22 protein-coding genes are annotated in these 22930 nt (G+C 65.3%); 15 read left to right on the top strand and 7 right to left on the bottom strand.

Annotated elements, in window-relative coordinates; all coding sequences use genetic code 11:
- Positions 1-16: 16 nt before the first annotated feature.
- Positions 17-1027, bottom strand: a complete 1011-nt coding sequence (gene coxB / locus AC07UX_RS12915; RefSeq protein ID WP_495192637.1) for a cytochrome c oxidase subunit II — start codon at positions 1025-1027, stop codon at positions 17-19.
- Positions 1028-1317: 290 nt separating this feature from the next.
- Here coxB and pyrE point away from each other — a divergent pair, with 290 nt between their 5' ends.
- From pyrE to AC07UX_RS12885, 6 genes are all read left to right on the top strand, one after another.
- Positions 1318-1899 carry an orotate phosphoribosyltransferase gene (gene pyrE, locus AC07UX_RS12910; RefSeq protein WP_120252271.1) on the top strand — a complete coding sequence of 194 codons (582 nt, stop codon included), beginning with the start codon at positions 1318-1320 and terminating at the stop codon, positions 1897-1899.
- A 5-nt stretch (positions 1900-1904) separates the two neighbouring features.
- On the top strand, positions 1905-2633 hold the full coding sequence (locus AC07UX_RS12905; RefSeq protein ID WP_495192415.1) for a pyridoxine 5'-phosphate synthase: 729 nt from the start codon (positions 1905-1907) through the stop codon (positions 2631-2633).
- Positions 2634-2646: 13 nt separating this feature from the next.
- Positions 2647-3048 carry a holo-ACP synthase gene (gene acpS, locus AC07UX_RS12900; protein ID WP_495192414.1) on the top strand — a complete coding sequence of 134 codons (402 nt, stop codon included), beginning with the start codon at positions 2647-2649 and terminating at the stop codon, positions 3046-3048.
- Positions 3049-3083: 35 nt separating this feature from the next.
- A complete protein-coding gene (gene lepB / locus AC07UX_RS12895; protein ID WP_495192636.1) occupies positions 3084-3962 on the top strand; it encodes a signal peptidase I in 879 nt (292 codons plus the stop codon).
- 22 nt (positions 3963-3984) lie between these two features.
- Positions 3985-5079, top strand: coding sequence for an AI-2E family transporter (locus AC07UX_RS12890; protein WP_495192413.1), 1095 nt, complete (start codon positions 3985-3987; stop codon positions 5077-5079).
- A gap of 184 nt (positions 5080-5263) precedes the next feature.
- Positions 5264-5602, top strand: coding sequence for a hypothetical protein (locus AC07UX_RS12885; protein ID WP_495192412.1), 339 nt, complete (start codon positions 5264-5266; stop codon positions 5600-5602).
- Between the two features lie 76 nt (positions 5603-5678).
- Here the strand turns inward: AC07UX_RS12885 and AC07UX_RS12880 are convergent, their stop codons facing one another.
- Together AC07UX_RS12880 and rpsU are read right to left on the bottom strand one after the other, a co-directional pair.
- Entirely contained in the window at positions 5679-6254 is a 576-nt protein-coding gene (locus AC07UX_RS12880) for an FKBP-type peptidyl-prolyl cis-trans isomerase (protein WP_495192411.1), read from the bottom strand.
- Between the two features lie 90 nt (positions 6255-6344).
- Positions 6345-6551, bottom strand: a complete 207-nt coding sequence (rpsU, locus tag AC07UX_RS12875; RefSeq protein WP_056686590.1) for a 30S ribosomal protein S21 — start codon at positions 6549-6551, stop codon at positions 6345-6347.
- Positions 6552-6776: 225 nt separating this feature from the next.
- On the opposite strand from rpsU, the gene AC07UX_RS12870 reads away from it, so the two are divergent.
- Positions 6777-7535, top strand: a complete 759-nt coding sequence (locus AC07UX_RS12870; RefSeq protein WP_495192410.1) for a class II aldolase/adducin family protein — start codon at positions 6777-6779, stop codon at positions 7533-7535.
- A gap of 101 nt (positions 7536-7636) precedes the next feature.
- Here the strand turns inward: AC07UX_RS12870 and AC07UX_RS12865 are convergent, their stop codons facing one another.
- Entirely contained in the window at positions 7637-11203 is a 3567-nt protein-coding gene (locus AC07UX_RS12865) for a hydantoinase B/oxoprolinase family protein (RefSeq protein WP_495192409.1), read from the bottom strand.
- A gap of 127 nt (positions 11204-11330) precedes the next feature.
- Here AC07UX_RS12865 and AC07UX_RS12860 point away from each other — a divergent pair, with 127 nt between their 5' ends.
- From AC07UX_RS12860 to AC07UX_RS12845, 4 genes are all read left to right on the top strand, one after another.
- Positions 11331-12575, top strand: coding sequence for a putative DNA modification/repair radical SAM protein (locus tag AC07UX_RS12860; RefSeq protein ID WP_495192408.1), 1245 nt, complete (start codon positions 11331-11333; stop codon positions 12573-12575).
- An 85-nt stretch (positions 12576-12660) separates the two neighbouring features.
- Positions 12661-12996: a hypothetical protein gene (locus AC07UX_RS12855; protein WP_495192635.1), complete on the top strand. Its 336-nt coding sequence runs from the start codon at positions 12661-12663 to the stop codon at positions 12994-12996.
- Between the two features lie 59 nt (positions 12997-13055).
- Complete coding sequence (locus tag AC07UX_RS12850) at positions 13056-13526, top strand: hemerythrin domain-containing protein (protein WP_495192407.1); 471 nt, start codon at positions 13056-13058, stop codon at positions 13524-13526.
- Between the two features lie 49 nt (positions 13527-13575).
- The gene (locus tag AC07UX_RS12845) at positions 13576-14982 is read left to right on the top strand and encodes a UdgX family uracil-DNA binding protein (RefSeq protein ID WP_495192406.1); all 1407 of its coding nucleotides are present in this window, start codon (positions 13576-13578) and stop codon (positions 14980-14982) included.
- Between the two features lie 201 nt (positions 14983-15183).
- Here AC07UX_RS12845 and AC07UX_RS12840 read toward each other — a convergent pair whose 3' ends face one another.
- A complete protein-coding gene (locus tag AC07UX_RS12840; RefSeq protein WP_495192405.1) occupies positions 15184-15753 on the bottom strand; it encodes an outer membrane protein in 570 nt (189 codons plus the stop codon).
- A 315-nt stretch (positions 15754-16068) separates the two neighbouring features.
- Between AC07UX_RS12840 and AC07UX_RS12835 the strand changes: the two genes are divergently transcribed.
- On the top strand, positions 16069-16758 hold the full coding sequence (locus AC07UX_RS12835; RefSeq protein WP_495192404.1) for a peptidase: 690 nt from the start codon (positions 16069-16071) through the stop codon (positions 16756-16758).
- Positions 16758-17435, top strand: coding sequence for a hypothetical protein (locus AC07UX_RS12830; protein ID WP_495192403.1), 678 nt, complete (start codon positions 16758-16760; stop codon positions 17433-17435). Before AC07UX_RS12835 ends, AC07UX_RS12830 begins: the two co-directional genes overlap by 1 nt.
- A 94-nt stretch (positions 17436-17529) precedes the next feature.
- On the opposite strand, the gene AC07UX_RS12825 is transcribed toward AC07UX_RS12830, so the two are convergent.
- Entirely contained in the window at positions 17530-17982 is a 453-nt protein-coding gene (locus AC07UX_RS12825) for a peptidylprolyl isomerase (protein ID WP_120251529.1), read from the bottom strand.
- Between the two features lie 168 nt (positions 17983-18150).
- On the opposite strand from AC07UX_RS12825, the gene mgtE reads away from it, so the two are divergent.
- Positions 18151-19587 (top strand): magnesium transporter, encoded by a 1437-nt coding sequence (gene mgtE / locus AC07UX_RS12820; protein WP_495192402.1) that lies wholly within the window; start codon positions 18151-18153, stop codon positions 19585-19587.
- Positions 19588-19630: 43 nt separating this feature from the next.
- Positions 19631-20029, top strand: coding sequence for a DUF1489 family protein (locus tag AC07UX_RS12815; protein WP_495192401.1), 399 nt, complete (start codon positions 19631-19633; stop codon positions 20027-20029).
- Between the two features lie 120 nt (positions 20030-20149).
- Here the strand turns inward: AC07UX_RS12815 and ppc are convergent, their stop codons facing one another.
- Positions 20150-22858, bottom strand: coding sequence for a phosphoenolpyruvate carboxylase (ppc, locus tag AC07UX_RS12810; RefSeq protein WP_495192400.1), 2709 nt, complete (start codon positions 22856-22858; stop codon positions 20150-20152).
- Positions 22859-22930 lie beyond the last annotated feature (72 nt).

The raw sequence follows: 22930 nt of genomic DNA, 5'->3' as shown, positions 1-22930 counted from the left end.
GCGTTCCTACCCCTGATCAGATTTTCGCGTCGGCGGCGGGCGCGGCGTCCGCCGTCTTTTCCGCTGCCGCGTCAGTGCCGGCGGGTTTGCCGCCCTGCGAGAGCACCCACTGGTCGAACTGTGCCGGCGGCAGCGCCTCGATCGCGATCGGCATGAAGCCGTGGCGGGCGCCGCACAGTTCCGAACATTGTCCATAATAGACGCCCGGCTTGTCGATGGTGAAGCTCTTTTCATTCAAGCGACCGGGGACCGCATCCATCTTCACCCAGAGCGACGGCACGGCAAAGGCGTGGATCACGTCGGCGCCGGTAATGATCAGCTTGATCGGGCGACCGGCGGGCAGGACCAGGCGATTGTCGGGCGCGAGCAGATAGGGCTCGCCATTGGCCTTCGCCTTGTCTTCCGGCAGCATGTTGGAAACGAATTCGGGAATGCCGTTGTCGGGATATTCATAACCCCAATACCATTGATAGCCGGTCACCTTGACCACCACGGCATCCTTGGGCGCGGGCTTATACTGGTCGGCAAGCAGGCTGATGGAGGGCACCGCGACGACCAGCAGGATCACGACCGGTACGACGGTCCAGATCACTTCGATCAGCGTGTTGTGCGATGTTTTCGACGGGACCGGGTTGGCGCTGCGACGGAATTTCCACATCGCATAGATCATCAGGATCAGGACGAAGATCGAGATCGCGAAGATCAGCGGCAGCAGCATCACGTCATGCAGCCAGCGCGCGGTGTGGCCGGTGGAGGTGAACTGTTCCTGGAGGGTGAACTCGCCCGGCTTTGGCATCCCGATGCCTTCGGTCGGCTTCATCCGGGGCGGCGCGGCGACGGTGGGGGCTGGCGCCGCCTGTGCGGCCGGGGCGGTGGCGTTGGCAGCCGATTCGGCCGGGGCGGCGGCATTTTCAGCAGCCGGCGCGGCGATCGCCGCATTCTCCTGGGCCAGTGCCGGTCCGTTCGAAACGAGTGTGGGCGCTAAGGCCAACAACCCGGCTAGAACGAGCGATTTCACCTTCTTCATAGCGTCTTCTACCCCGTAACCCCTTGGCGCCGCTGCAACGAAGACGCGCATGTCATGCGCTATATAGTCCTCGCCCGTTTCGGTTCTGCCGCGGCTTATAGGCATGGTTTTCCCCTGCCTCAAGCATGACGGAGCAGATTTTCTTCGCTGTTGCAACGCTTCCCTTGGCCGCCTATTCGGCAAGCTCCGCGCACAGGGGCGCGATCATGGCGCGCCGGCGCGCGCGCCATGCGAATAAAAACCGACCGGACCGCTTGGCACCGGGTCGCACGACATGGATTTATGACGGCATGACAGACGAGGAAGTATTGGCGGAATTTCGGGCGGCAGGGGCGTTGCTCGAAGGACATTTCATCCTGTCGTCGGGCCGTCGCAGCGCCAATTATCTGCAATGCGCCCGCGTGCTGATGAATGCCGAACGCGCCGGAAAGCTGGCCCGCGCCACCGTGCAGCAGTTGCCGCGCGAATTGCGGCAGGAAATCGACCTGGTCGTATCGCCCGCCATGGGCGGCCTCATCATCGGCCATGAAGTCGGCCGCGCGCTGGACAAGGACGCCGTATTTCTGGAACGGCCCGAGGGCACGTTCGAACTGCGCCGCGGTTTCGCGATCACGCCGGGGCAGAAGGTGCTGATGGTCGAGGACGTGGTCACCACCGGTCTGTCGTCGCGCCAGGCGATCGAGGCCGTGGAAGCGGAAGGCGGCATCGTCGTCGCCGAAGTCGCGCTGGTCGATCGGTCTGCGGGCGAGGTCGATCTGGGCGTCCCCTTCTACCCCCTCGTCTCCATCAATTTCCCGGTCTATGAAGCCGATGCGGTACCGCCCGAACTGGCAGCGGTGCCGGCGATCAAGCCCGGCAGCCGGAAGCAGTAAGCCTTATGACCATGCCCCTGCGCCTTGGCGTCAATATCGACCATGTGGCGACCATCCGCAACGCGCGCGGGGGGGAACATCCCGATCCGGTCAAGGCCGCCTTGCTGGCGGTCAAGGCCGGGGCGGACGGCATCACGGCGCATCTGCGCGAGGATCGCCGCCATATCCGCGACGCCGACATCGCGACGCTGATGGCGGCGCTGACCGTGCCGCTCAATCTGGAGATGGCGGCGACGGACGAGATGCTGGACATCGCGCTGCGCTACAAGCCGCACGCCGCCTGCATCGTGCCGGAAAAGCGCGAGGAGCGCACGACCGAGGGCGGGCTGGACGCGGCCGGGCAGCTGGACGCGCTGACGCCCATCGTGGCGAAGCTGAACGCGGCGGGCATCCGCGTCAGCCTGTTCATCGAGGCTGACGCCGCGCAGATCGAGGCGGCGATCAAGCTGGGCGCGCCGGTGGTGGAATTTCATACCGGCGCCTATGCGCATCTGACCGGCGAAGCGCGCGCGAGCGAGCTGCGCCGGATTGCCGACGCCGCCGCGCTGGCGGCCAAGAACGGGATCGAGCCGCATGCCGGCCATGGCCTGACCTTCGACAATGTCGCGCCGATCGCCGCCATTCCGCAGATCGCCGAACTCAATATCGGCCATTTCCTGATCGGTGAGGCGATTTTCGGGGGCCTCGAATCCAGCATCCGCGAAATGCGCCGGCAGATGGACCTGGCGCGGTGAAGGCGATGCTGGCGTGATCATCGGCCTCGGCTCCGACCTCTGCAATATCGAGCGGATCCAGCATTCGCTCGATCGGTTCGGCGAGCGGTTCGTGCAGCGCGTCTTTACCGAAGTGGAACAGGCCAAGGCGCAGCGCCGCCCTTTCACCAAGGCCGGCACGCTGGCCAAGCGTTTCGCGGCCAAGGAAGCCTTTTCCAAAGCCGTCGGCACGGGCTTCAAGGCCGGGGTGTTCATGAAGGATATCGGCGTCGTCAACGCGCCGTCGGGCGCGCCGACGCTCAAGCTGACCGGCGGCGCGCTCACGCGGCTGGAATCCATGGTGCCGGCCGGGCACAGGCCGGTCATTCACCTGACGCTCACCGACGATCATCCATGGGCGCAAGCCTTCGTCATCATAGAGGCGTTGCCCCTGTGACGACGGCCAGTGACGACCCCAACGAAAGCCAGCCCGTGACGGCCATCGACCTGCCAGAAAACCAGCCCGCTCCCGACATGCCGCAGGAGGGCAAGGCCCCAGCGGTCAACTGGCTGCACGAGCTGAAAAGCATCGTCCTGCTGATCCTGGCGGTGCTGGCTTTCCACAGCTTCATCGCCAAGCCCTTCTACATCCCCAGCGAATCCATGATGCCGGTGTTGTTGACCGGCGACCGGCTGGTGGTCAGCAAATTCCCCTATGGCTGGTCCTACGTCTCGCCCAGCTTCCACCCCCTGCCCTTCCTGAAAGGGCGGGTAATGGGTCGCCTGCCCGAGCGGGGCGACATCGTCATCGTGTCTCCACAGAATCGGCGCGAGGATTATATCAAGCGGGTGATCGGCCTGCCGGGCGACATCATCGAAGTGCGCGGCGGCCAGGTGATCCTGAACGGCGTGGCGATAAAGCAGAAGATGCTGAAACCCATGCGGCTGGCCGTCGATGGCAATGCCCCCTGCCCGCCGATGCAATTTCCCGGCGCGCTGGTGACGGACAAGGACGGCAAGGCCTATTGCGAATTGCCGGTGCGGCAGGAAATCCTGCCCAATGGCAAGACCTATGTGACGATCGACATGGGGCCGAGCGCGCTCGATTGGTATGGACCGGTGCGGGTGCCGGCGGATCATGTCTTCCTGATGGGGGATAATCGCGACAACAGCGCCGACAGCCGCGCACCGCTGGAAGAAAACGGCCTGGGTGGGCCGGTGCCGTTCGAGGCGATCGGCGGCCGGGCGGAGTTCATCACGTTCAGCCTGGATGGCGACGCGACCTGGAACCCGATGACCTGGCTGCATGCTTTCCGCAGCGGCAGGGCGGGGAACAGCCTGCGACCACGAAGCGTTACAGCCCCGGAATAATCACAGCAAGGGGCACCGGGTTTTGAGCGAGACGCACGAGCATCATGTCGAACTACCCGGCCCCAGCGAAGCGCGCAGCTCTTTGGTCAGCCATGAATTGAAGCGCGCCGGCATATGGTTCGCGCTGGCCATCGCGGTGGGGCTGGTCGTGCTGCTGGCGCAACCGCTGATGCTGATCATGGGTGCGCTGGTTCTGGCGACGATGATGGACGGCGGCACGCGGCTGCTCGGCCGCATCCTGCCGATATCGCGCGGTTGGCGGCTCACGATCGTGCTGCTGGGCGCGGTCGCGTTCATGGCCTATACTTTCTACCTGACCGGATCGAGCCTGGCGGCGCAGGCGCAGGCGATGCGCACCATCGTCGAGGCGCAGGTGAACCGCATCGGCGGCTGGATGCAGCAATTGGGCATCAGCGCCACGCCGTCCGACCTGAAAGGCCTGGCCACGCAGGCGATGAGCAGCATGGGCCGGGTGACGGCGGCGGTGGGCACGGCCGTGGGCGCGATCACCAGCGGCGTCATGATGCTGGTGCTGGCCATCTTCATCGCGGTGGAACCCAAACTCTACGAGCGCGGCGTCGCCTGGATGCTGCCGATGGACAAGCGCGCCCATTTCTACGCCGTTGCGGACAAGATGGGGTGGACGCTGCGCCGGCTGATGTTCGGACGGCTGATCGGCATGACGGTGGAAGGTGTGGGCACCTGGCTGCTGTTGTGGGCCGGTGGCGTGCCGATGGCAGGGCTGCTGGGCATATTGACCGGCCTGTTCGCCTTCCTGCCCAATATCGGGTCGATCATATCCGGCGTGCTCATCATCCTGGTCGGCTTTTCCGGCGGGACGGATACGGGCCTCTATGCCTTTGGCGTCTATATGGCGGTGCAGATCGTCGACGGTTACCTGATCGTGCCGATGGTGGCGAAGCGCGCCACCGATCTGGCCCCGGCGCTGGTGCTGGGCGCGCAAATCCTGTTCGGCGCCCTGTTCGGCATCATGGGGCTGTTCCTGGCCGACCCGATCGTCGCGATGATCAAGGTCTATCTGGAGGAACGGTCCAAGGCACTTGCCGGCAAAAAGGCCCTGATCCAGACCGGCGCGACCGGGCCGGACGAGGCCTGACTTCGCCTATTTGGCGTCGGTTTCGACATGATCGTACGAAAATCGGATATTTTCTGACGCAACCGGTCCATATCGCTCCTTATGGCTATTTGTCCGCCTTTAGGACAGGATGGGAACCGGTTGCCCTGTCCGACCATTGGTTTTTCAACAGGGTCTGAAAACCGGCACTGGAGAGGATTTGATCATGGCCATAGCATTGGACAAGCAGAAGAAACTGCATTTCGACCTGACCAATGTGGGAATGCGGGCGCAAGCGACTGCCGTGGGCCTGTTGCAGCTATGCCTGGAATTGCGCAGTGCAGGCGTTCTGGATGACGGCGCGATCGAGCGCATCAAGGGCGCGATCGCCTGCGATATCGAGGTATCGGCACCCCGGTCGGTCGCCAATGCCGAATATCGGCGCGACATCAAGGCCCGGCTCGACAAGCTGTTTACCGGAGAAGAAAAAGTCGGCAGCGCCGATGCGCTGGCCTTTGGCGTCAGTCCGGTCGCCGATGATTCGGTGTGCCAAGGTCACGCCTGATTTCGGGCCGATCGAAGCATAGCAAAAAGGGGCCGCGAAACGGCCCCTCTTCATTCCGGCTTTGCGCGATTGCGGCTTAGTTGCCGACGTGCGGCCCAGCGCCCTGCGGCATCGCGCCCTGCTGCTGCTGCATCTGTTGCTGAAGCTGCATCAGTTCCGCCTTCGACTTATAGTCGTGAAGCGTGACGTCGAACACCAGCACCGAGCCGGCAGGGATCGGGCCGGCGGCCTGATCGCCATAGCCAAGCTGCGGCGGGATCCACAGGCGATACTTGCCGCCCTTCTTCATCTTCTGAAGTCCTTCGGAGAAGCCCGGCACGACGCCGTCGATCGGCATCGGCGCCTGCGGGTTCTCGTCGAACACCGTACCGTCGAGCAACGTGCCCTTATAGCCCACCAGCGCCACGTCGGCGGTGGTCGGGCTGGCACCGGTGCCTTCCGAAAGAACCTTGTACTGAAGGCCCGATTCGGTGGTCACGACGCCGTCGGCATGGCTGTTCTGCGACAGGAAGGCCGCCGGCGAAGACTCGACGCCCTGCTGGCCCGCCCAGGCGAGGCCGCCCGCGGCCAGCGCCACGACAGCGACGCCGATCCAGAGGCGCGTCAGCGACCCCTTTGCGATGGGACGAAGGGGAACGGCCGTCGTGGACATAGGCGTTAGCTCGCAATTAAGGGCAGGAAAGCAGCTTCAAGAGGCGCGAGGCAGCCAAGGTGACATGCACCGGGCCGCCCCGAACGGCGCTTACTTCGCGCCGTCGCGCTCGGCGCGCTTGCGCTCCATCTTGCGCGCACGACGGACAGCAGCCGCCTTTTCACGAGCGCGCTTTTCCGACGGCTTCTCGTAGTGGCGACGCAGCTTCATTTCGCGATACACGCCTTCACGCTGCAACTTCTTCTTGAGCGCGCGAAGAGCCTGGTCGACATTGTTGTCGCGAACGATGATCTGCATAAGTCCGTCAATCTCCAATCGAAAACGGGCGGTTCGCCGGGACTTGTCTGTCCATCCCGACGGGCCGACCGAATAGCAAAGCCAGTGAGTCGTCGCGGGTCACCCCACGCCATGTGGGCGGCGCCCTACCAGCAGGCCCATGCAAATTCAACCCCAAAGGGCCTAATCTCGACATTCCGGGCGCCCGGAGCGATAATGATGCGATAAAGATACAGGAGGATGCCCATGGCTACAGCCGCCAAACGCCCAGACATGTCCGCCGCCGAATGGGAGGCGCGACAACAGCTCGCCGCCTGCTACCGCATTTTCGACCATATGGGCTGGTCGGAACTGATCTACAACCACATCACCCTGCGCGTGCCGGGCGAAGAGGGCGCTTTTCTGATCAATCCCTTCGGCCTGGGCTATGACGAGGTGACGGCGTCGAACCTGGTGAAGATCGACATAGACGGCCATGTGCTGGACGGCAGCCCCTATCCCGTCAATCGCGCCGGCTTCACCCAGCATAGCGTGTTTCACCGGCATTTGCCCGACGCCCATTGCATCATCCATACCCATACGACGGCGGGCATGGCGGTCAGCGCCTGTGCCGAAGGGTTGCGGCCGATCAGCTTCTATGCCGCCGCCTTCATCGGGCGAATCGCCCATCATGATTTTGAAGGCGTCACGATTCGGCCGGAAGAGGGAGAGAGGCTGATCGCCAATCTGGGCGCGCGGCGGGTGATGCTGCTGCGCAATCATGGCACGCTGGTGATGGCCGGCAGCCTGCCCGAAGCCTTCCTGACCCACTGGCTGCTGCAACGCGCCTGCGAAATTCAGGTGGCGGCCGGTGCGGCGGGCACGCCGATCGACATCCCGGCCGATGTGATCGCGGTGCATCAGCGCGACCTGTCCGCCGTGCAATTGCCGGTGGGGCCGGGCGTACCCGATTTCCAGTCCATGGTGCGGCGAATCGACCGGATCGACCCTGGCTGGCGGGAATAGGCACCAAGGCCGTGCCTCATCGCCCTTCAGGCAGACGGCAACGCGACAGGGGCCTATCGGCCGCCTTTGTGCCGTTCCAGACCGGCAATTGGCGCCCGGACCTAAGCCGCGCCGAAGCCGCCGCCGCCCGGCGTTTCGATGACGAAGGCGTCGCCCGCGCGCAGTTGCGCCGTGGCGGTGGGGCCGAGCGGTTCGACGCTGCCATCGGCGCGTTCGACACTGTTGCGGCCGAGCGCGCCGGGCGATCCACCCCCCAGGCCAAAGGGCGGCACGATGCGGCGGTTGGACAGGATGCCGGCAGTCATATCCTCCAGGAAACGGATGCGGCGCAGCGCGCCGTCGCCGCCACGATGCCGCCCCTGCCCGCCCGACCCCGCCCGCATCGAAAATTCCTCCAGCAGCACGGGAAAGCGCGTTTCCAATATTTCGGGATCGGTAAGGCGGCTGTTGGTCATGTGCGTCTGGACGACGTCCGCGCCGTCAAAGTCCGGGCCGGCGCCCGCGCCGCCCGCGATCGTCTCATAATATTGGTGGCGGTCGTTGCCGAAGGTGAAATTGTTCATCGTCCCCTGCGCGCCCGCCATGACGCCCAGCGCGCCGAACAGGGCGTCGGTCACGACCTGGCTGGTTTCGACATTGCCCGCGACCACGGCGGCGGGGAAGCGGGGGTGCAGCATGGAGCCTTCGGGAATGCGAATGGTGATGGGTTTGAGGCATCCGTCGTTCATCGGCACGGCTTCGTCGATCAGGGTGCGCACGACATAGAGGACGGCGGCGCGCACGACCGATGCGGGCGCATTGAAATTATTGGGCAACTGGTCGGCCGTGCCGGCGAAATCGATGGTCGCGGCGCGGGCGGCGCGATCGACATGGACAGCGAGTTGGACAGTATCGCCGCTATCCATCGCATAGCGGAATTGCCCGTCGGACAGGCGATCGATCAGGCGGCGGACGGCGGCTTCGGCCTGATCCTGCACATGACCCATATAGGCCGATATCGTTTCGATTCCGTAATTATCGCCGATGCGGCGCAATTCGCTCGCCCCCTTGGCGCAAGCGGCGATCTGGGCGGAGAGGTCGGCGACATTCTGGTCGATGTTGCGGGCGGGCCAGCGGCCGGAACCCAGCAGGTCGCGAATGGCGGCTTCGCGGAACGCACCCTGATCGACCAGCAGCATATTGTCGAGGACGATGCCCTCTTCCTCGACGCTCGTGCTGCCGGGCGGCATGGATCCGGGGGTGATGCCACCGATATCGGCATGATGGCCACGCGCGGCGACATAGAAGCGCGGGGCGCCCGCCCCCGCGAAGACGGGCATGATGAGGGTGACGTCGGGCAGATGGGTGCCGCCATCATAGGGGGCGTTGAGCGCATAGACGTCGCCCGGCAGCATGCCGCGCCCGTCGATCGGCTGTCCGTCCGGGCCTGAGCCGCGCCGGCGCATGATGGTGCGGATGCTGTCGCCCATGCTGCCCAGATGCACCGGCATATGCGGCGCGTTGGCGACCAGATTGCCGGCCGCGTCGAACAGGGCGCAGGAAAAATCCAGCCGTTCCCGGATATTGACCGAGGAGGCGCTATGCTGGAGCGCGGCGCCCATTTCCTCCGCGATCGCCATGAACAGGCCGCCCATCACCTCCAGCCGGACCGGGTCGACAGCGGTGGCGTCGCTGCTTTGCGGTTTGGCGCGGGGGATGTGGCGGGTGAGGATGAGGTTGCCATGCCCGTCCAGCTGCGCCCGCCAGCCCGGCTCGACCGCCGTGGTGGAGACCGGGTCGATGATGAGTGCAGGGCCGTCGATCACGCTGTCCGCAGACAGACCGGCGCGATCATGGACGGGGGCGGGTTCGCCCGCATAGTCGATATGGGCCAAGGGCGGCGCGGCCTGCGCGGCGATGGCGACGATGCCGTCCATGGCTTCGCGGGTGGAGGCGATCGCTTCCACCCGCGCCATGTCGATGAGGATATGGCCCGTGCCCGCAAAGCCGAAGCGCGCCCGATGCTGGGCCAGGAAATCGGCACGCATGGTGTCGGCATCGGCCAGGGGCACGTCGAACAGGCTGTCCGTGCCGTCATAGCGCAGGCGCAGCAGGGTTTCGATCCTGTCGGCATCGGGCAGGTCGGTCCGGGCCTCTTGCGCAAGCGCGTCGAGCGCGGCGGCCAGCCCTTCGTCGCCCAACGGCAAGGCCAGCGTTCGTTCCCGCACCGCGCGGCGATCGGCCAGGCCCATGCCATAAGCCGACAGCACGCCGCCCAGAGGATGGATCATGACCCGGTCCATGCCCAGCGCGTCGGCGACCAGGCAGGCATGTTGCCCGCCCGCCCCGCCGAAACTGGCCAGCGTATAGCGCGCCACGTCATGACCGCGCGCGACGGAGATGCGCTTGATCGCGTTGGCCATGCTGGCGACGGCGACGGCGATGAAGCCCTGCGCCGCATCGCGGGGTGTCATGGTGCGGCCGGTTTCTGCCTCCACCTGCGCGCAAAGGGCGGCGAAACGCGCCTCCACCGCCTTCGCGTCGAGCGGCTGGTCGCCGTCCGCGCCGAACAGGCTGGGGAAATGGGCGGGCTGGACCTTGCCCAGCATGACGTTGCAGTCGGTGATGGTGAGCGGGCCGCCACGCCGGTAACAGGCGGGACCGGGGACCGCGCCTGCGCTTTCCGGTCCGACGCGGAAACGGCCGTCGACGAAGGAGCAGATGGAGCCGCCGCCCGCGGCGATGGTGTGGATGCGCATCATTGGCGCGCGCAGGCGGACGCCGGCGACGCGCGCTTCATTGTCGCGCTCATAGGCGCCGGCATAATGGGACACGTCGGTCGACGTGCCGCCCATGTCGAAGCCGATGACTTCGCGGAAACCGGCCTGCTCCGCCGTGCGGGCGAGGCCGACGATGCCGCCGGCGGGACCGGACAGGACGGCGTCCTTGCCCCGGAACAGCGTACCGTCGGTCAGGCCGCCGCTCGACTGCATGAACAGCATGTCGGCTTGGCTGCCCAGCGCATCGCGCAGGCCATCGACATAGGCCTTCAGCACGGGCGACAGATAGGCGTCGGCCAGCGCGGTATCGCCGCGACCGATCAGCTTGATGAGCGGGGCGACGTCGTGGCTGGCGCTGATCTGGGTAAAGCCGATGTCGGCAGCGATGCGGGCCAGCGCCTGTTCGTGGGCGGGATGGAGATAGCCGTGCATCAGCACGATCGAGACGGCGCGCAGGCCCCGGTCATAAGCGGGTTGTAACGCGGCGCGGGCGGCATCTTCATCCAGCGGCGTGCGGATGGTGCCGTCGGCCATCAACCGTTCATCCACCTCCACCACATCGGCATGGAGCGGATCGGGCAGGAGGATGCGGCGGGCGAACAGCTCCGGCCGTTCCTGCGTCCCGATGCGGAGGGCGTCGCGATAGCCGCGCGTGATCGCCAGCAGCACCGGTTCGCCCTTGCGCTCCAGCAGGGCATTGGTGGCGATGGTGGTGCCGATGCGCAGGGTGCAGGGCGGGATCGGCCCGTCACCCGCACCCGTCAGGCGGCGTACCGCTTCCACGGCCGCATCGGCATAGCGTTCCGGGTCGCTCGACAGCAATTTGGCCGTGTGCAGTCGCCCGTCGGGCGCGCGCGCCACCACATCGGTAAAGGTGCCGCCGCGGTCGATCCAGAAATGCCATGTCATGGGGCGGGTGATGGCGGGGCTGGCGCGCGATGGCAAGGGCTGCACGCGCCTGCGGCGACCCCTGTCCGTTGGTGCAGACTTGATCGAGGTTGTGGACAGGGGACCATCTCGAACATATCAGGAACGAATGGCGCAGCTCTCCACCCGGCAGAAACTCGAAATCCTGGCCGATGCCGCAAAATATGATGCCTCCTGCGCGTCGTCCGGCACGATGAAGCGGAACAGCAGCGATGGCAAGGGAATCGGATCGACCGAGGGCATGGGCATCTGCCACGCTTATGCGCCCGACGGCCGCTGCATATCGCTGCTCAAGATATTGCTGACCAACAGCTGCATTTTCGATTGCCATTATTGCATCAACCGCCGGTCGAGCGATGTGCGCCGCGCGCGCTTTACCGCGCAGGAAGTGGTGGAGCTGACGCTCAACTTCTACCGCCGCAATTATATCGAGGGGCTGTTTCTTTCCTCCGGCATCATCGCGTCGTCCGACTATACGATGGAGCAGATGGTCGAGGTCGCCCGGTCGCTGCGCGAGGACCATGATTTTCGCGGCTATATCCATTTGAAGACCATTCCCGACGCGGATCCGGCGCTGCTCAACCTGGCGGGCCTCTATGCCGACCGGCTGTCGATCAATGTCGAATTGCCGACGGACAACGGGCTGAAACGGCTGGCGCCGGAAAAGGATGGCGGGCGGATCGAAGGAGCGATGGGCCATTTGCGTGGCGAGATCGACGACAAGATCGACGCGAGGCGCAAATATAGGAGCGCCCCCCGCTTCGCCCCTGCCGGCCAGTCGACCCAGATGATCGTGGGCGCCGATGCGGCCGACGACCGGGCGATCATCGCGAAGGCCAGCAGCCTCTATGACCGACATAAGTTGCGCCGCGTCTATTACAGCGCCTTTTCGCCCATTCCTTCGCCCAGCGCCGTTCTGCCCTTGCAGCGGCCGCCGCTGATGCGCGAGCATCGCCTGTATCAATCGGACTGGATGATCCGTTTCTACGGCTATGATGCGCGGGAGATAGCCGCGGCGACCGACGCGGCGACCGGCTGCCTGCCGCTGGATATCGACCCCAAACTGGCCTGGGCGCTCAACCATCGGGCCGCCTTCCCGGTGGACGTCAACCGCGCCCCGCGTGAGGCATTGCTGCGCGTGCCGGGGCTGGGCGTGAAGGCGGTCGATCGCATCCTGATGAGCCGACGCCATCGGCGGTTGCGGCTGGCCGACGTCGCGCGGCTCACCACGTCGATCAGGAAGTTGCGCCCATTCCTGGTCGCAGCGGACTGGCGACCCGTCGGCTTGATCGACCGGGCGGACCTGCGCGCCAGTCTCGCGCCGCCTGCCAAACAGCTCGATTTGTTCGCATGACCGTGATTTTGGGTTGATTGAGCGCGCCACACATGAAATTCTGTCGCCAGGGTCAAAGAAGGAGAATGGGGTCTTGGCGACCGCAATGGGCAATCGCGCGCAGGGTAAGGGTTTCGCCAAGCGCATCAGTTCGCATCTGGCCGCCGCCCTGGTCGTCTTCTGTCTCGCGCAGATTTTCATCGTCGCCAAGATGGGCGGCTCGCTGGTCCTGCACCTGGGCATCATCGTCGCGATCGGCGGCTATGGCGTCGCCGCGCGCGGGCTGGAACGGCGCTGGCAGATGCTGGAACAGGGCGGCCTGTCGCAGGGCGGTCTGGCCGTGCGCTTCCGCCGCGATGTGGCGCAGCTTTGGAGCGCCAGCATCCTGGGCGCGCTGCTGTGGATACCCGTCGCGATCGTCTTCCGCTTCCTGTTCGGCTGATCGGTCGGAGCCAATTGCCGCGACCGTCGTTCTCCTTGCTCGCACGAGGAGGAATTTCCATGGCCGACGCCAGCATTTTCGAGTCCCTGAAACAGGATCACGACACCCATCGCCAGCTGTTCGCCAAAATGGCGGAGGCGGATCGCGAAAAGGACGAGGCACGGCTGGAAAAGCTGTTCGAGCAGTTCAAGGTCGAAGTGTCCGCCCATGCCGCGGCAGAGGAGGAGACGCTCTACGCCACCATGCTGGCACAGCCGGACCTGCGCGAGGATGCGCAGCACAGCGTTTCCGAGCACAAGGAAATCGACGATTATCTGGAAGAGCTGGACGAGCTCAAATTCAATGGCGAGGCGTGGCGGAAGAAATTCGCCGAGATGAAGAAGCGCTACCTCCATCATATCGACGAGGAAGAGGAAGAGATGTTCCCCGACGCGGCCAAGGAGTTGTCGGCGGCAGAGGAAGAGCGGCTAGGCAAGCTGTTTGCCAAGCGCAAACCCGCCGAACTGGAGCGGGCGCAGGCCGAGAATTGATCCGCCAACATCCGTTCGTTGCGAACGGGCCATGGCATAGCGGACCAGAATGTACCGCATCGCGCTGAGCGCGCCGGACGATTTCGACGGCTGGCGCGCGGCAGCGCGGCGGCTGGCCGTGGCGGGCGTCGATCCGGCGGATGTGACATGGCAGGTGGGCGAAGACAGCGCCGACCTGTTCGGCGACATGCCCCCGCCGCCGGATCAGCCCGGCGCAGGTTTTTCCGTGCCGCGCGCCTTCGTCGAACTGGCGGGAAGCGCCATCCTGCATCACGACCCTGAGCGCTTTGCCCTGCTTTATGCCCTGCTGCGCCGCCTGCGGGCGCGACCGGGGACGATGGAGGACAAGGCCGACCCGCTGTTGCGCCGGGTGGATGCGCTGGCCAAGGCGGTGCGGCGCGATATCCACAAGATGCGCGCCTTCGTGCGCTTTCGCGAAATGACCGATGCGCAGGGCGAACGCTTCGTCGCCTGGTTCGAACCGGACCATCATATCGTGCGCGCCAATGCGGGCTTCTTCATGCGCCGCTTTGCCGCGATGCGCTGGTCGATCCTGACGCCGGAGGTCAGCATCCATTGGGATGGCGAGACGCTGGCGCAAGGGCCGGGCGCGCAGAGAGGCGATGCGCCCGACGGCGATCCGGTCGAGGCGCTGTGGAAGGGCTATTATGCCGCGATCTTCAACCCGGCGCGGCTCAAGACCGGGGCGATGCTGTCAGAAATGCCGAAAAAATATTGGCGCAACCTGCCCGAAGCGGCGTTGATCCCCGACCTGATCGCCGGGGCGCAGGCGCGTGAGGCGGCGATGATCGCAACCGCGCCGCTGCCGGAAAAGCGCCCGAAAAGGCAGGGCGATGTTGCGACCGTCTGGGCGACCATTCGCAGTCAAGCGACGGGCTGCACCCGCTGCCCGCTGCACCGGGATGCGACGCAGACGGTGTTCGGGCAAGGACCTTTGGACGCGCCGCTGATGATCATCGGCGAACAGCCGGGCGATCAGGAGGATCTGGCCGGGCGTCCCTTCGTCGGGCCGGCCGGGCAGCTGCTGGACCGGGCGCTGGCGCAGGCGGGTGTGGACCGGTCCCGCGCCTATGTCACCAACGCGGTCAAGCATTTCAAATTCGAACGGCAGGGCAAGCGGCGGTTGCACCAGTCGCCCGACGCGGGTGAGATAGAGGCGTGTCGCTGGTGGCTGGGGCAGGAAATCGACCTCATCCGGCCGCGCATCATCGTCGCGCTGGGCGCCAGCGCGGCGCGGGCGATGCTGGGCAAGGCAGTGACGATCGGCCGCGCGCGCGGTGCGGCGATTGCGCTGGAGGGTGGCGCGGAAGGATGGGTGACGGTGCATCCCAGCTATTTGCTGCGCCTGCCCGATGCGGAACGGCAGGCGGCCGAACATGCGCGGTTCGTGGAGGATTTGCGGATGGTGGGGGAGCGGGTGACGGCGCTGGCGTGACGATGAGGGGCTGGGGCGGCGATGAGCGATGGCCATCGGCGGCCATGCCACCCTGCACGCAAAGCCGGGGAATGCGGAACGGTTGCAGTCCTAAAAACCGTTCCGCACCCCAAACTCCTGCCTCAAGAGGATTTCAAGCAGGAGGTTGACTGATGTGACGGAGCGGATCGGGTTGGACCCGCCCCATCTGAACTTGGTCGATCAGAACTTGGCGACGACACCCGCCATCGGGCGGATGGAGCGAAAATTGCCCATCGTGTCGGCCTGAAAGCGCAGGCGCACGTTGCTGCTCTGGGCCGATCCGCCCATGTCGGCGGGCGACAGCTCGACGCCGGCGCCATAGGTGGTGCCGTGGAAATCCGGGCTATCCGGGCCGAGCGCGTCGAAATTGACCCATTTATAGCCGACCTTGCCGAAGATCAGGCTGTCCTTGCCCGCCTTCACGCCGGCGCGGCCTGCCACGCCATATTCCCAGTCGATATCGCCCGATACGCCCTTGGACGCCGTACCCTCAACGCCGACGACCAGGGGCCCGGCGACATTATAGTTCACGCCCGCGACACCTTCGACCATGCGGCCCTTATATCCGACGGGCGGGATGCCTTCCTTGCCGGTTTCGCTGTCGAAATTATGCACGCCGCCCATGACGCCGACATAGGGCTCGATGCGGCGCGTGGACGAACCGGCATCATCGGCCGTTCCGCTCTGGGCCATGGCAGCGGCAGGCAACAGGACAGCGGCAGCGGCTGCCGAAAAAAGCAGTGTCTTCATGGGTATGACCCTTTTTCTATCATGGATTATATGCGGCGGTTTGGACCCGCCGGGTCGATGCGAGCGCTCAAAGCGGCTGCGTATCGACAGAGGGAATAATGGCCGGCCAGCGCGGAAGGTTGCCTGAACGATTTCGAAAAATGCCGCGAAAGGCGATTATGTGACGGAAAGAACACGCTTTCTGTCAGCCCGATGAACGAAACCCCTTTTTTCTGAACCTGCGATAAACGCTGGCACAGAAAGGATAATCCATTCACAACCAATTCAACCGGACTGCGTTACGCCTGATAGCAGAGTAAGATGAGGAGAAAGACGATGACGGGCATCCGACATCGGTTTCTGGCCATGATCGGGCTGGCGGGCGCGCTGGCACTGGGCGGTTGCGCCTATGACGACGGTTATGGCTATGGCGGCGTGAACGTGGGCACCGGCTATTATGGCGGCGGTGGTTATTATGGCGACGGCTATTATGGACCGTCGGGCTATTATCAGCCCGGCCTCTATAGTGGCTGGTACGACAATTATTATTATCCCGGCAGCGGCTATTATGTCTATGACCGCGGCGGCCGGCGCCAGCGCTGGAATGACGGCCAGCGCCGCTATTGGGAAGGCCGCCGGGCCGAACGCCGCGACGATCGTGGCCGCGGCAACGGCTGGCGTGGCCGGGATCGGGATGGCGACGGACGGCCGGGCAACTGGACGCGCCCGCCGCGGGGCGGTGACGCCAATAGCGGCAATCCGGACCGCGACCGCAGCCCCGGCGACTGGGCGCGCGATCGCAACTGGGGCCGGGACCGCACGCCGGGCCAGAGCGGAAACCGCTGGCGCGGCAATGACGGGGTCAGGGGTGGGGCCAGTCCCACGCCGCAACCCGGCCTGCGCCAGCCGCAGGCGCAGCAGCCCCGGCCCAGCCGTCCGCAGATGAGCCAGCCGCGCCCGCAGCGCAGCTGGGGCGGCGGCGGACGCCCGGCTGGTCGTGGCGGCGAACGGATTCGTCCCAACTGATGCGGACAGTGACGAAGACCGCCTTTCTGCTGCCCCTCCTGCTCGTCGCGGCCTGCGACGGGCGGGAGGAGAGCGCGATCGACAATCTGGCCAATGGCGCGAGCGCGGCGCAAGTCGATAATAATGTCCGGGCCGAAGCGATGGCCGTGATGGAACCGCTGAACCCGCCGGAGCCGGGCACGCCGGGCGGCCTGCCGGTCGATCCCGAACCGATCGCCGAAGGATCCATCACGCCCGACAGCGCGCAGGGCGCCGCGCAGGTGGTGCAGGGCTATTATGGCCTGCTGGAGGAAAAGCGGTTCGTCGATGCGCAGGATCTGTGGGATCAGAGCGGCCCGATCGGATCGCAGGATGACGCGCATTTCGTGGCGCGCTTCCGTGGGTTCAGCGAAATCCACGCCCATATCGGCGCGCCGTCGGAACCGACCGATGCCGAGGGCGCGATGCAGGTGACGGTGCCGGTGCAGGTCTATGGCCGCATCGCCGCCAACGGAAAGCCCTGGCATGTGCTGCGGCAGGTCGTGCTGCGCCGGATCGAGGATGCGCCGGAGGACAAGGCGGAACAGCGGCGCTGGCACATCGAAGCGATCGGCGCCTATGTCCCGCCGGCGGAGACCCAGGGCGCAGAACCGGCCCATGCCATTTCCATGACGGACGGCATGGCGAAAAAGCCGTAAGCGTCAGCCGACGAAGCTGGTCTGTCCTCCAGAAACGAAAAGGGCGCCCGGTCATGGAACCGGGCGCCCTTTTGCTATTCATGCGGACCGTGCGTTAGGCGACGGTCGCCTTGAGGATCTTGCCCGGCGTGCGCGGCGGCTCGCCCTTGGGCAGGGCGTCGACATGGTCCATGCCCGACGTCACTTCGCCCCAGACGGTATATTGGCCGTCCAGGAAGGTGGCGTCGTCGAAGCAGATGAAGAACTGGCTGTTGGCGCTGTTCGGGTTGGACGAACGAGCCATCGAGCAGACGCCACGAACGTGCGGCTGGCGGCTGAATTCGGCCTTGATGTCGGGCAGCTTCGATCCGCCCATGCCGGTGCCGGTCGGATCGCCACCCTGCGCCATGAAGCCGGGGATGACGCGATGAAAGACCACGCCGTCATAAAAGCCGTCCTTGGCCAGCGTCGTGATGCGCTCGACATGGCCGGGGGCCAGATCGGGGCGCAGCTTGATGACGACGTCGCCGCCGCTGTCGAGGGTGAATGTAAGCGTTTCGTCGGCCATGAGGCTTCCTCTCGTGGTTGAAGGAGTGATGCCCCCATATAGAGGCTTCAAAAGGGGATGGAAGTTTCTTGTGGCCAAGGCGTGCAACCGGCCAGACGCCCATTGCAATTCGCTGGTGCATAAGCGAAAGCAGCCCCATGTTACAGGAACCGGACAGTAGGGGGCGCCATGAGCGAGCGCGGCGATCCAGCCGAACCCCTGTTGCATGGGGACGAGACTGACGAAGACGTCATCCTGGAACAGGCCGAAACCGGCCTGGACGAGGATGACCGGCTGAAGCCCGAATTTCTGTCCGCCGTGCTCGACGCGGTGGAAGAGGGCGACCATGAGACGGCGCGCGACCTGGTGTCGCCGCTGCATCCCGCCGACATTGCCGACCTTCTGGAACTCACGCCATCGGAGCGGCGCGGCGATGTCGCCGCCGCGCTGGGCGATCTGGTCGGCGCGGAAGTCCTGTCCGAACTGAACGATTATGTCCGCGACGACCTGATCGGTGCCTTGGCGCCCGAACAGGTCGCCGAATTTGCCGCCGAACTCGATACCGACGACGCCGTCGCCATCATCGAGGATATGGAGGAGGCCGACCAGCAGGCCGTCCTCGACGCGATGGAGCCGGAAGATCGCGCCGCGATCGAATCCGCGCTGTCCTATCCGGAAGAATCCGCCGGCCGCCTGATGCAGCGCGATCTGGTCGCGGTGCCCGAACATATGACGGTCGGCCAGGTGATCGACTATCTGCGCGACAATGCCGACCTGACCCGCGATTTCTGGGAAATCTATGTGGTCGATGCGGCGCATCGGCCGATCGGCTATTGCCAGCTCAGCTGGATCCTTACCTGCCCGCGCGGCATATCCATGGCCGACCTGATGAAGCGCGAACAGACGCTGATCCCGGTCGACATGGATCAGGAAGAGGTCGCGCTGCGCTTCCAGAAATATGCGCTGATCTCCGCCGCCGTGGTGGACAGTGCCGGCCGGCTGGTCGGCATGATCACGGTCGATGACGTCGTCCACATCATTTCGGAAGAAGCGGGCGAAGACATATTGCGCCTGTCGGGTGCCGGCGAAGGCGACATCAACCAACCGATCCTGATGACCGTGCGCACCCGGCTGGTCTGGCTGGTCGTCAATCTGGGCACCGCCATGATCGCTGCGTCGGTCGTGGGCCTGTTCGAAAGGACGATCGAGCATCTGGCGATGCTGGCGGCGCTGATGGGCATCGTGTCGGGCATGGGCGGCAATGCCGGCACCCAGACGCTGGCGGTGATGGTGCGCGCGATCGCGACCAATCAGGTGACCAGTTCCAACACGCTGCGCATGATCGTCCGGGAATTTCGCATCGCGGCCACCAACGGGTCGGTGCTTGGCGTCCTGATCGGGATCGGCTCCTATCTGGTCTATGGCCAGCTGGGGCTGTCGCTGGTGTTCGCCGCGGCCATCCTCATCAACAATATGGTGGCGGGCCTTGCGGGCGTCCTCATCCCCGTGACGCTGGACCGCAGCAATATCGACCCGGCGGTATCGTCGGCGGTGTTCGTGACGATGATGACCGATTCCCTGGGCTTTTTCACATTTTTGGGTCTGGCCACCCTTTTCCTGACCTGATGCCGCATTGACCCGTGGGGTCGCGTCTCCCATCTGCCGATCCATGCCGTTGCACATGACCAAGATCGCCTTTGGCGCCGAAAGCCCCGCTACGCTGCGCGCCTGGCTGGAAAGCCACGACGGTGAAGCACGGACCAGCACCCGTTACCTGCCCAAGCGAGTGGAAGAGATGGCGGGCGGGTCGCTCTTCTGGATACACGGCCATATGCTGGTCGGCCGCAGCCCGATCATCGGATTCGAGGAGACGGGGCAGGGCCGTTACTGGATCAGGCTGGAGCCGAAATTGATCCCGGTGCGCGCCAAGCCCAAGCGCGCCCATCAGGGCTGGCGCTATCTGGAGGATGCCGACGCGCCGGCCGACCTGGACGGGGGCGAGGCCGACGATCTGGACGCGATGCCGCCCGCGCTGATGAGCGAATTGGCGAAACTGGGGCTGGTTTAGCGGACCAGACAGACCGTTCAGCAAATGCTGCCCGATTTCCGTTCGGGCTAGACCTGTCGAAGCCCGTCCTTCTTTCAAAAAAAGGGTATCCTTCGACACGCTCAGGGCGAACGGCGTGGGTTAACCGCTGTTGCGCAGCGCGGTCGCGATCGCGTTGATCGACAGTTCGATGCCTTCCTTGATCCGCGCATCATCCTCGCCCGCGCGATGGCGCTTGAGCAGTTCGACCTGCAACAGGTTCAATGGCTCGATATAGGGCAGGCGCAGACGGATGGATTCGTCGAGCGCCGGGTTCTTTTCCAGCAGGCGCGACTGGCCGGTGGCGGCAAGCAGGCCGTCATGCGCCTGTTGCCAGCCGCTGCGGATGCGTCCGAAAATCGCCTCGCCCGCCGCCTGATCCTCGACCAGCGGCAGATAGCGTGCGGCGATGCCCAGGTCCGACTTGGCCAGCACCATTTCCAGATTGGCGAGCGCGGATTGCAGGAAGGACCAATGCTGCCCCATGTCGGCCAGCAGCGCCTTGTCCTCGAACGCGGACAGCGCCTGCCCCACGCCATACCAGCCCGGCAGCATGACGCGCGCCTGCGCCCAGCTGAAGACCCACGGGATGGCGCGCAGATCCTCGATCGCGTTGCTCTTGGTCCGGCTGGCGGGGCGCGAACCGATCTTGAGGCCGGAAATTTCCTGGATCGGGGTCAGCTGGCGGAAGAACTCCTTGAAGCCATCCGTGCCATAGACCAGGTCGCGATAGGCGGCGAAGGCGTTTTTCGACAGCTCGTCCATCGCCGCGCTGAAGCGGGCGGCGTCGCGATCCGAAATGCCGTCCGGCTCCAGACTGGCGAGCAGCGTCGCACTGGTCATCGCTTCCAAATTGGTCATGGCGACGTCGCGCGTGCCGAATTTGGCGGCGATCACCTCGCCCTGTTCGGTGATGCGGATACGGCCCTGCACGCTGCCACGCGGCTGCGCCTGGATCGCCTTGAAGGCGGAGCCGCCCCCGCGCCCCACCGCGCCGCCGCGCCCGTGGAACAGCTGCATCGAAGCGCCCGCGTCGGAGAAGACCGGCTCCAGCGCCTGGCTGGCCTTGTACAGGCTCCAGGTGGAGGTGATGTAGCCGCCATCCTTGTTGCTGTCGCTATAGCCGATCATCACTTCCTGATGCCCGCGCGCCTTCACCACGCCGGCGATTTCGGGCAGGCCGAAATAGGCGGTCATGATGGATGGCGCGGCTTCAAGGTCGGCGATCGTCTCGAACAGGGGGATCGCCATGATCGCGGCCTGCGGCGGCGCGCCGTCCGTGCCGGCCTGCCACAACCCCGCTTCCTTGAGCAGGATGTTGACCTCCAGCAGGTCCGACACGCTTTCGGCCTTGGAAATGATATAATGGGTGATGCTCTGCGGCCCATAGGTGCGATGCGCCTGCGCCGCGGCATGGACGATCGCCAGTTCCGACGTCGTTTCGTCCGAATAAGCGGAAAAGCGTCCCCCCAGCGGCCGGTTGTTCGCCAGCTCCCGGCGCAACAGCGCGATGCGCGCATATTCGTCGAGCGCCAGATAGTCGGCCTCGACGCCCGCGACCTTGAGCAATTCGGCCACGACCCGCTCATGCACGGCGCTGTTCTGGCGCATGTCGAGCGTGGCGAGGTGGAAGCCGAACGTCTCCACCGCGCGGATCAGCCGGCCGAGCGCGCCGCCGGTCGAGAGCGCGCCGTCGCCCTCGCTCGCCAGCCCCTGCGCGACCAGCACCAGATCATGGCGCAGGTCGCCCGGCGTGGCATAGGCCTGCCCCTTCAGCGCCGAAGGGCGCGGCGGCGCCTTGCCCACCAGCGCGGCATAGGTCGCGGCGAGCCGCGCATAGATGCCCGACAGAGCGCGCCGATAGGGTTCGTCCTGCCGGCTGGGCGATGTGTCGCCGCTGGCGTCGGCCAGGTCCAGCACCGCCTGGGGCACATGGGCGAGTTCGGTCGAGAGCGACAGTTCGGCGCCCAGCCCGTGGATACCCTCCATATAGAAGGCCAGCGCCGCATCGCAGCCGCGCCCCAGCGCCGATCGCACCTGATCCGCCTGTACGAAGGGATTGCCGTCGCGGTCGCCGCCGATCCAGTTGCCCACGCGCAGGAAACTGTGCGGTCGTGCGCCCAGCACCCGTTCCCAGCGCGCATAGAGTGCGGGCAGCACCGGCAGGAAAACATCGCGGAAATAGGTCAGGACATTGTCGATCTCATCCTGCACGAACAATTTTTCGCGGCGCAGCGGGCGCGTCTGCCAGAGCAGCGCGATCTGGCGGAAAATCGCTTCGTCCAGCTGCTCGCCCTCGGCCGTTTCGGTGCGGCCGGCATCCTTGAGCTGCATCAGGTCGGCGATGCGATTCTTGTGGTCGATCATGCTCTTGCGCCGCACCTCGGTCGGGTGGGCGGTGAGCACGGGCACGATCAGGGCATGGGACAGCAGATCCAGCACCGCACTGCGATCGACGCCATGGGCGGCGAGCCGCTCGACGGCCGAGGCGACATCCGCGCCCGGCTCCGCCGCCACGCCCTGCCGGTCTTCGGCCAGATTGGCGAGCATCGAGAAGAGCATGAAACCGCGCGTGAAATTCAGCGTGTCGTCCAGGCTGAGCGCATCGAGGCCGGTGTCGGTCAGGTCCGCACCCTGAAGCCCCCGCGCCCGGTCGACCGAGGCGGAGCGGATATATTCGGTCTGCTTGTAGAGCTTGTCCCCGCCATAGGCGCGGATGACATCGCCCAGCAGCCGCCCCAGATAGCGGATATCGGGATTTTGCGTGATCGCAGGGGCTGCCTGCGCCGAGGCGGGTGCTGTTCTCTCCATAATATACCAATGCTGCACCGCAACAATCCCATGGTCAAGGCACCGCCATGGATATTTATCGGTCGGCCCGGT

This window comes from Sphingobium sp. GW821-FHT02B05 (genome assembly GCF_059421905.1).
Note: the sequence above shows the minus strand (reverse complement) of the source record. Positions and strands in the feature narration are given on the sequence as shown.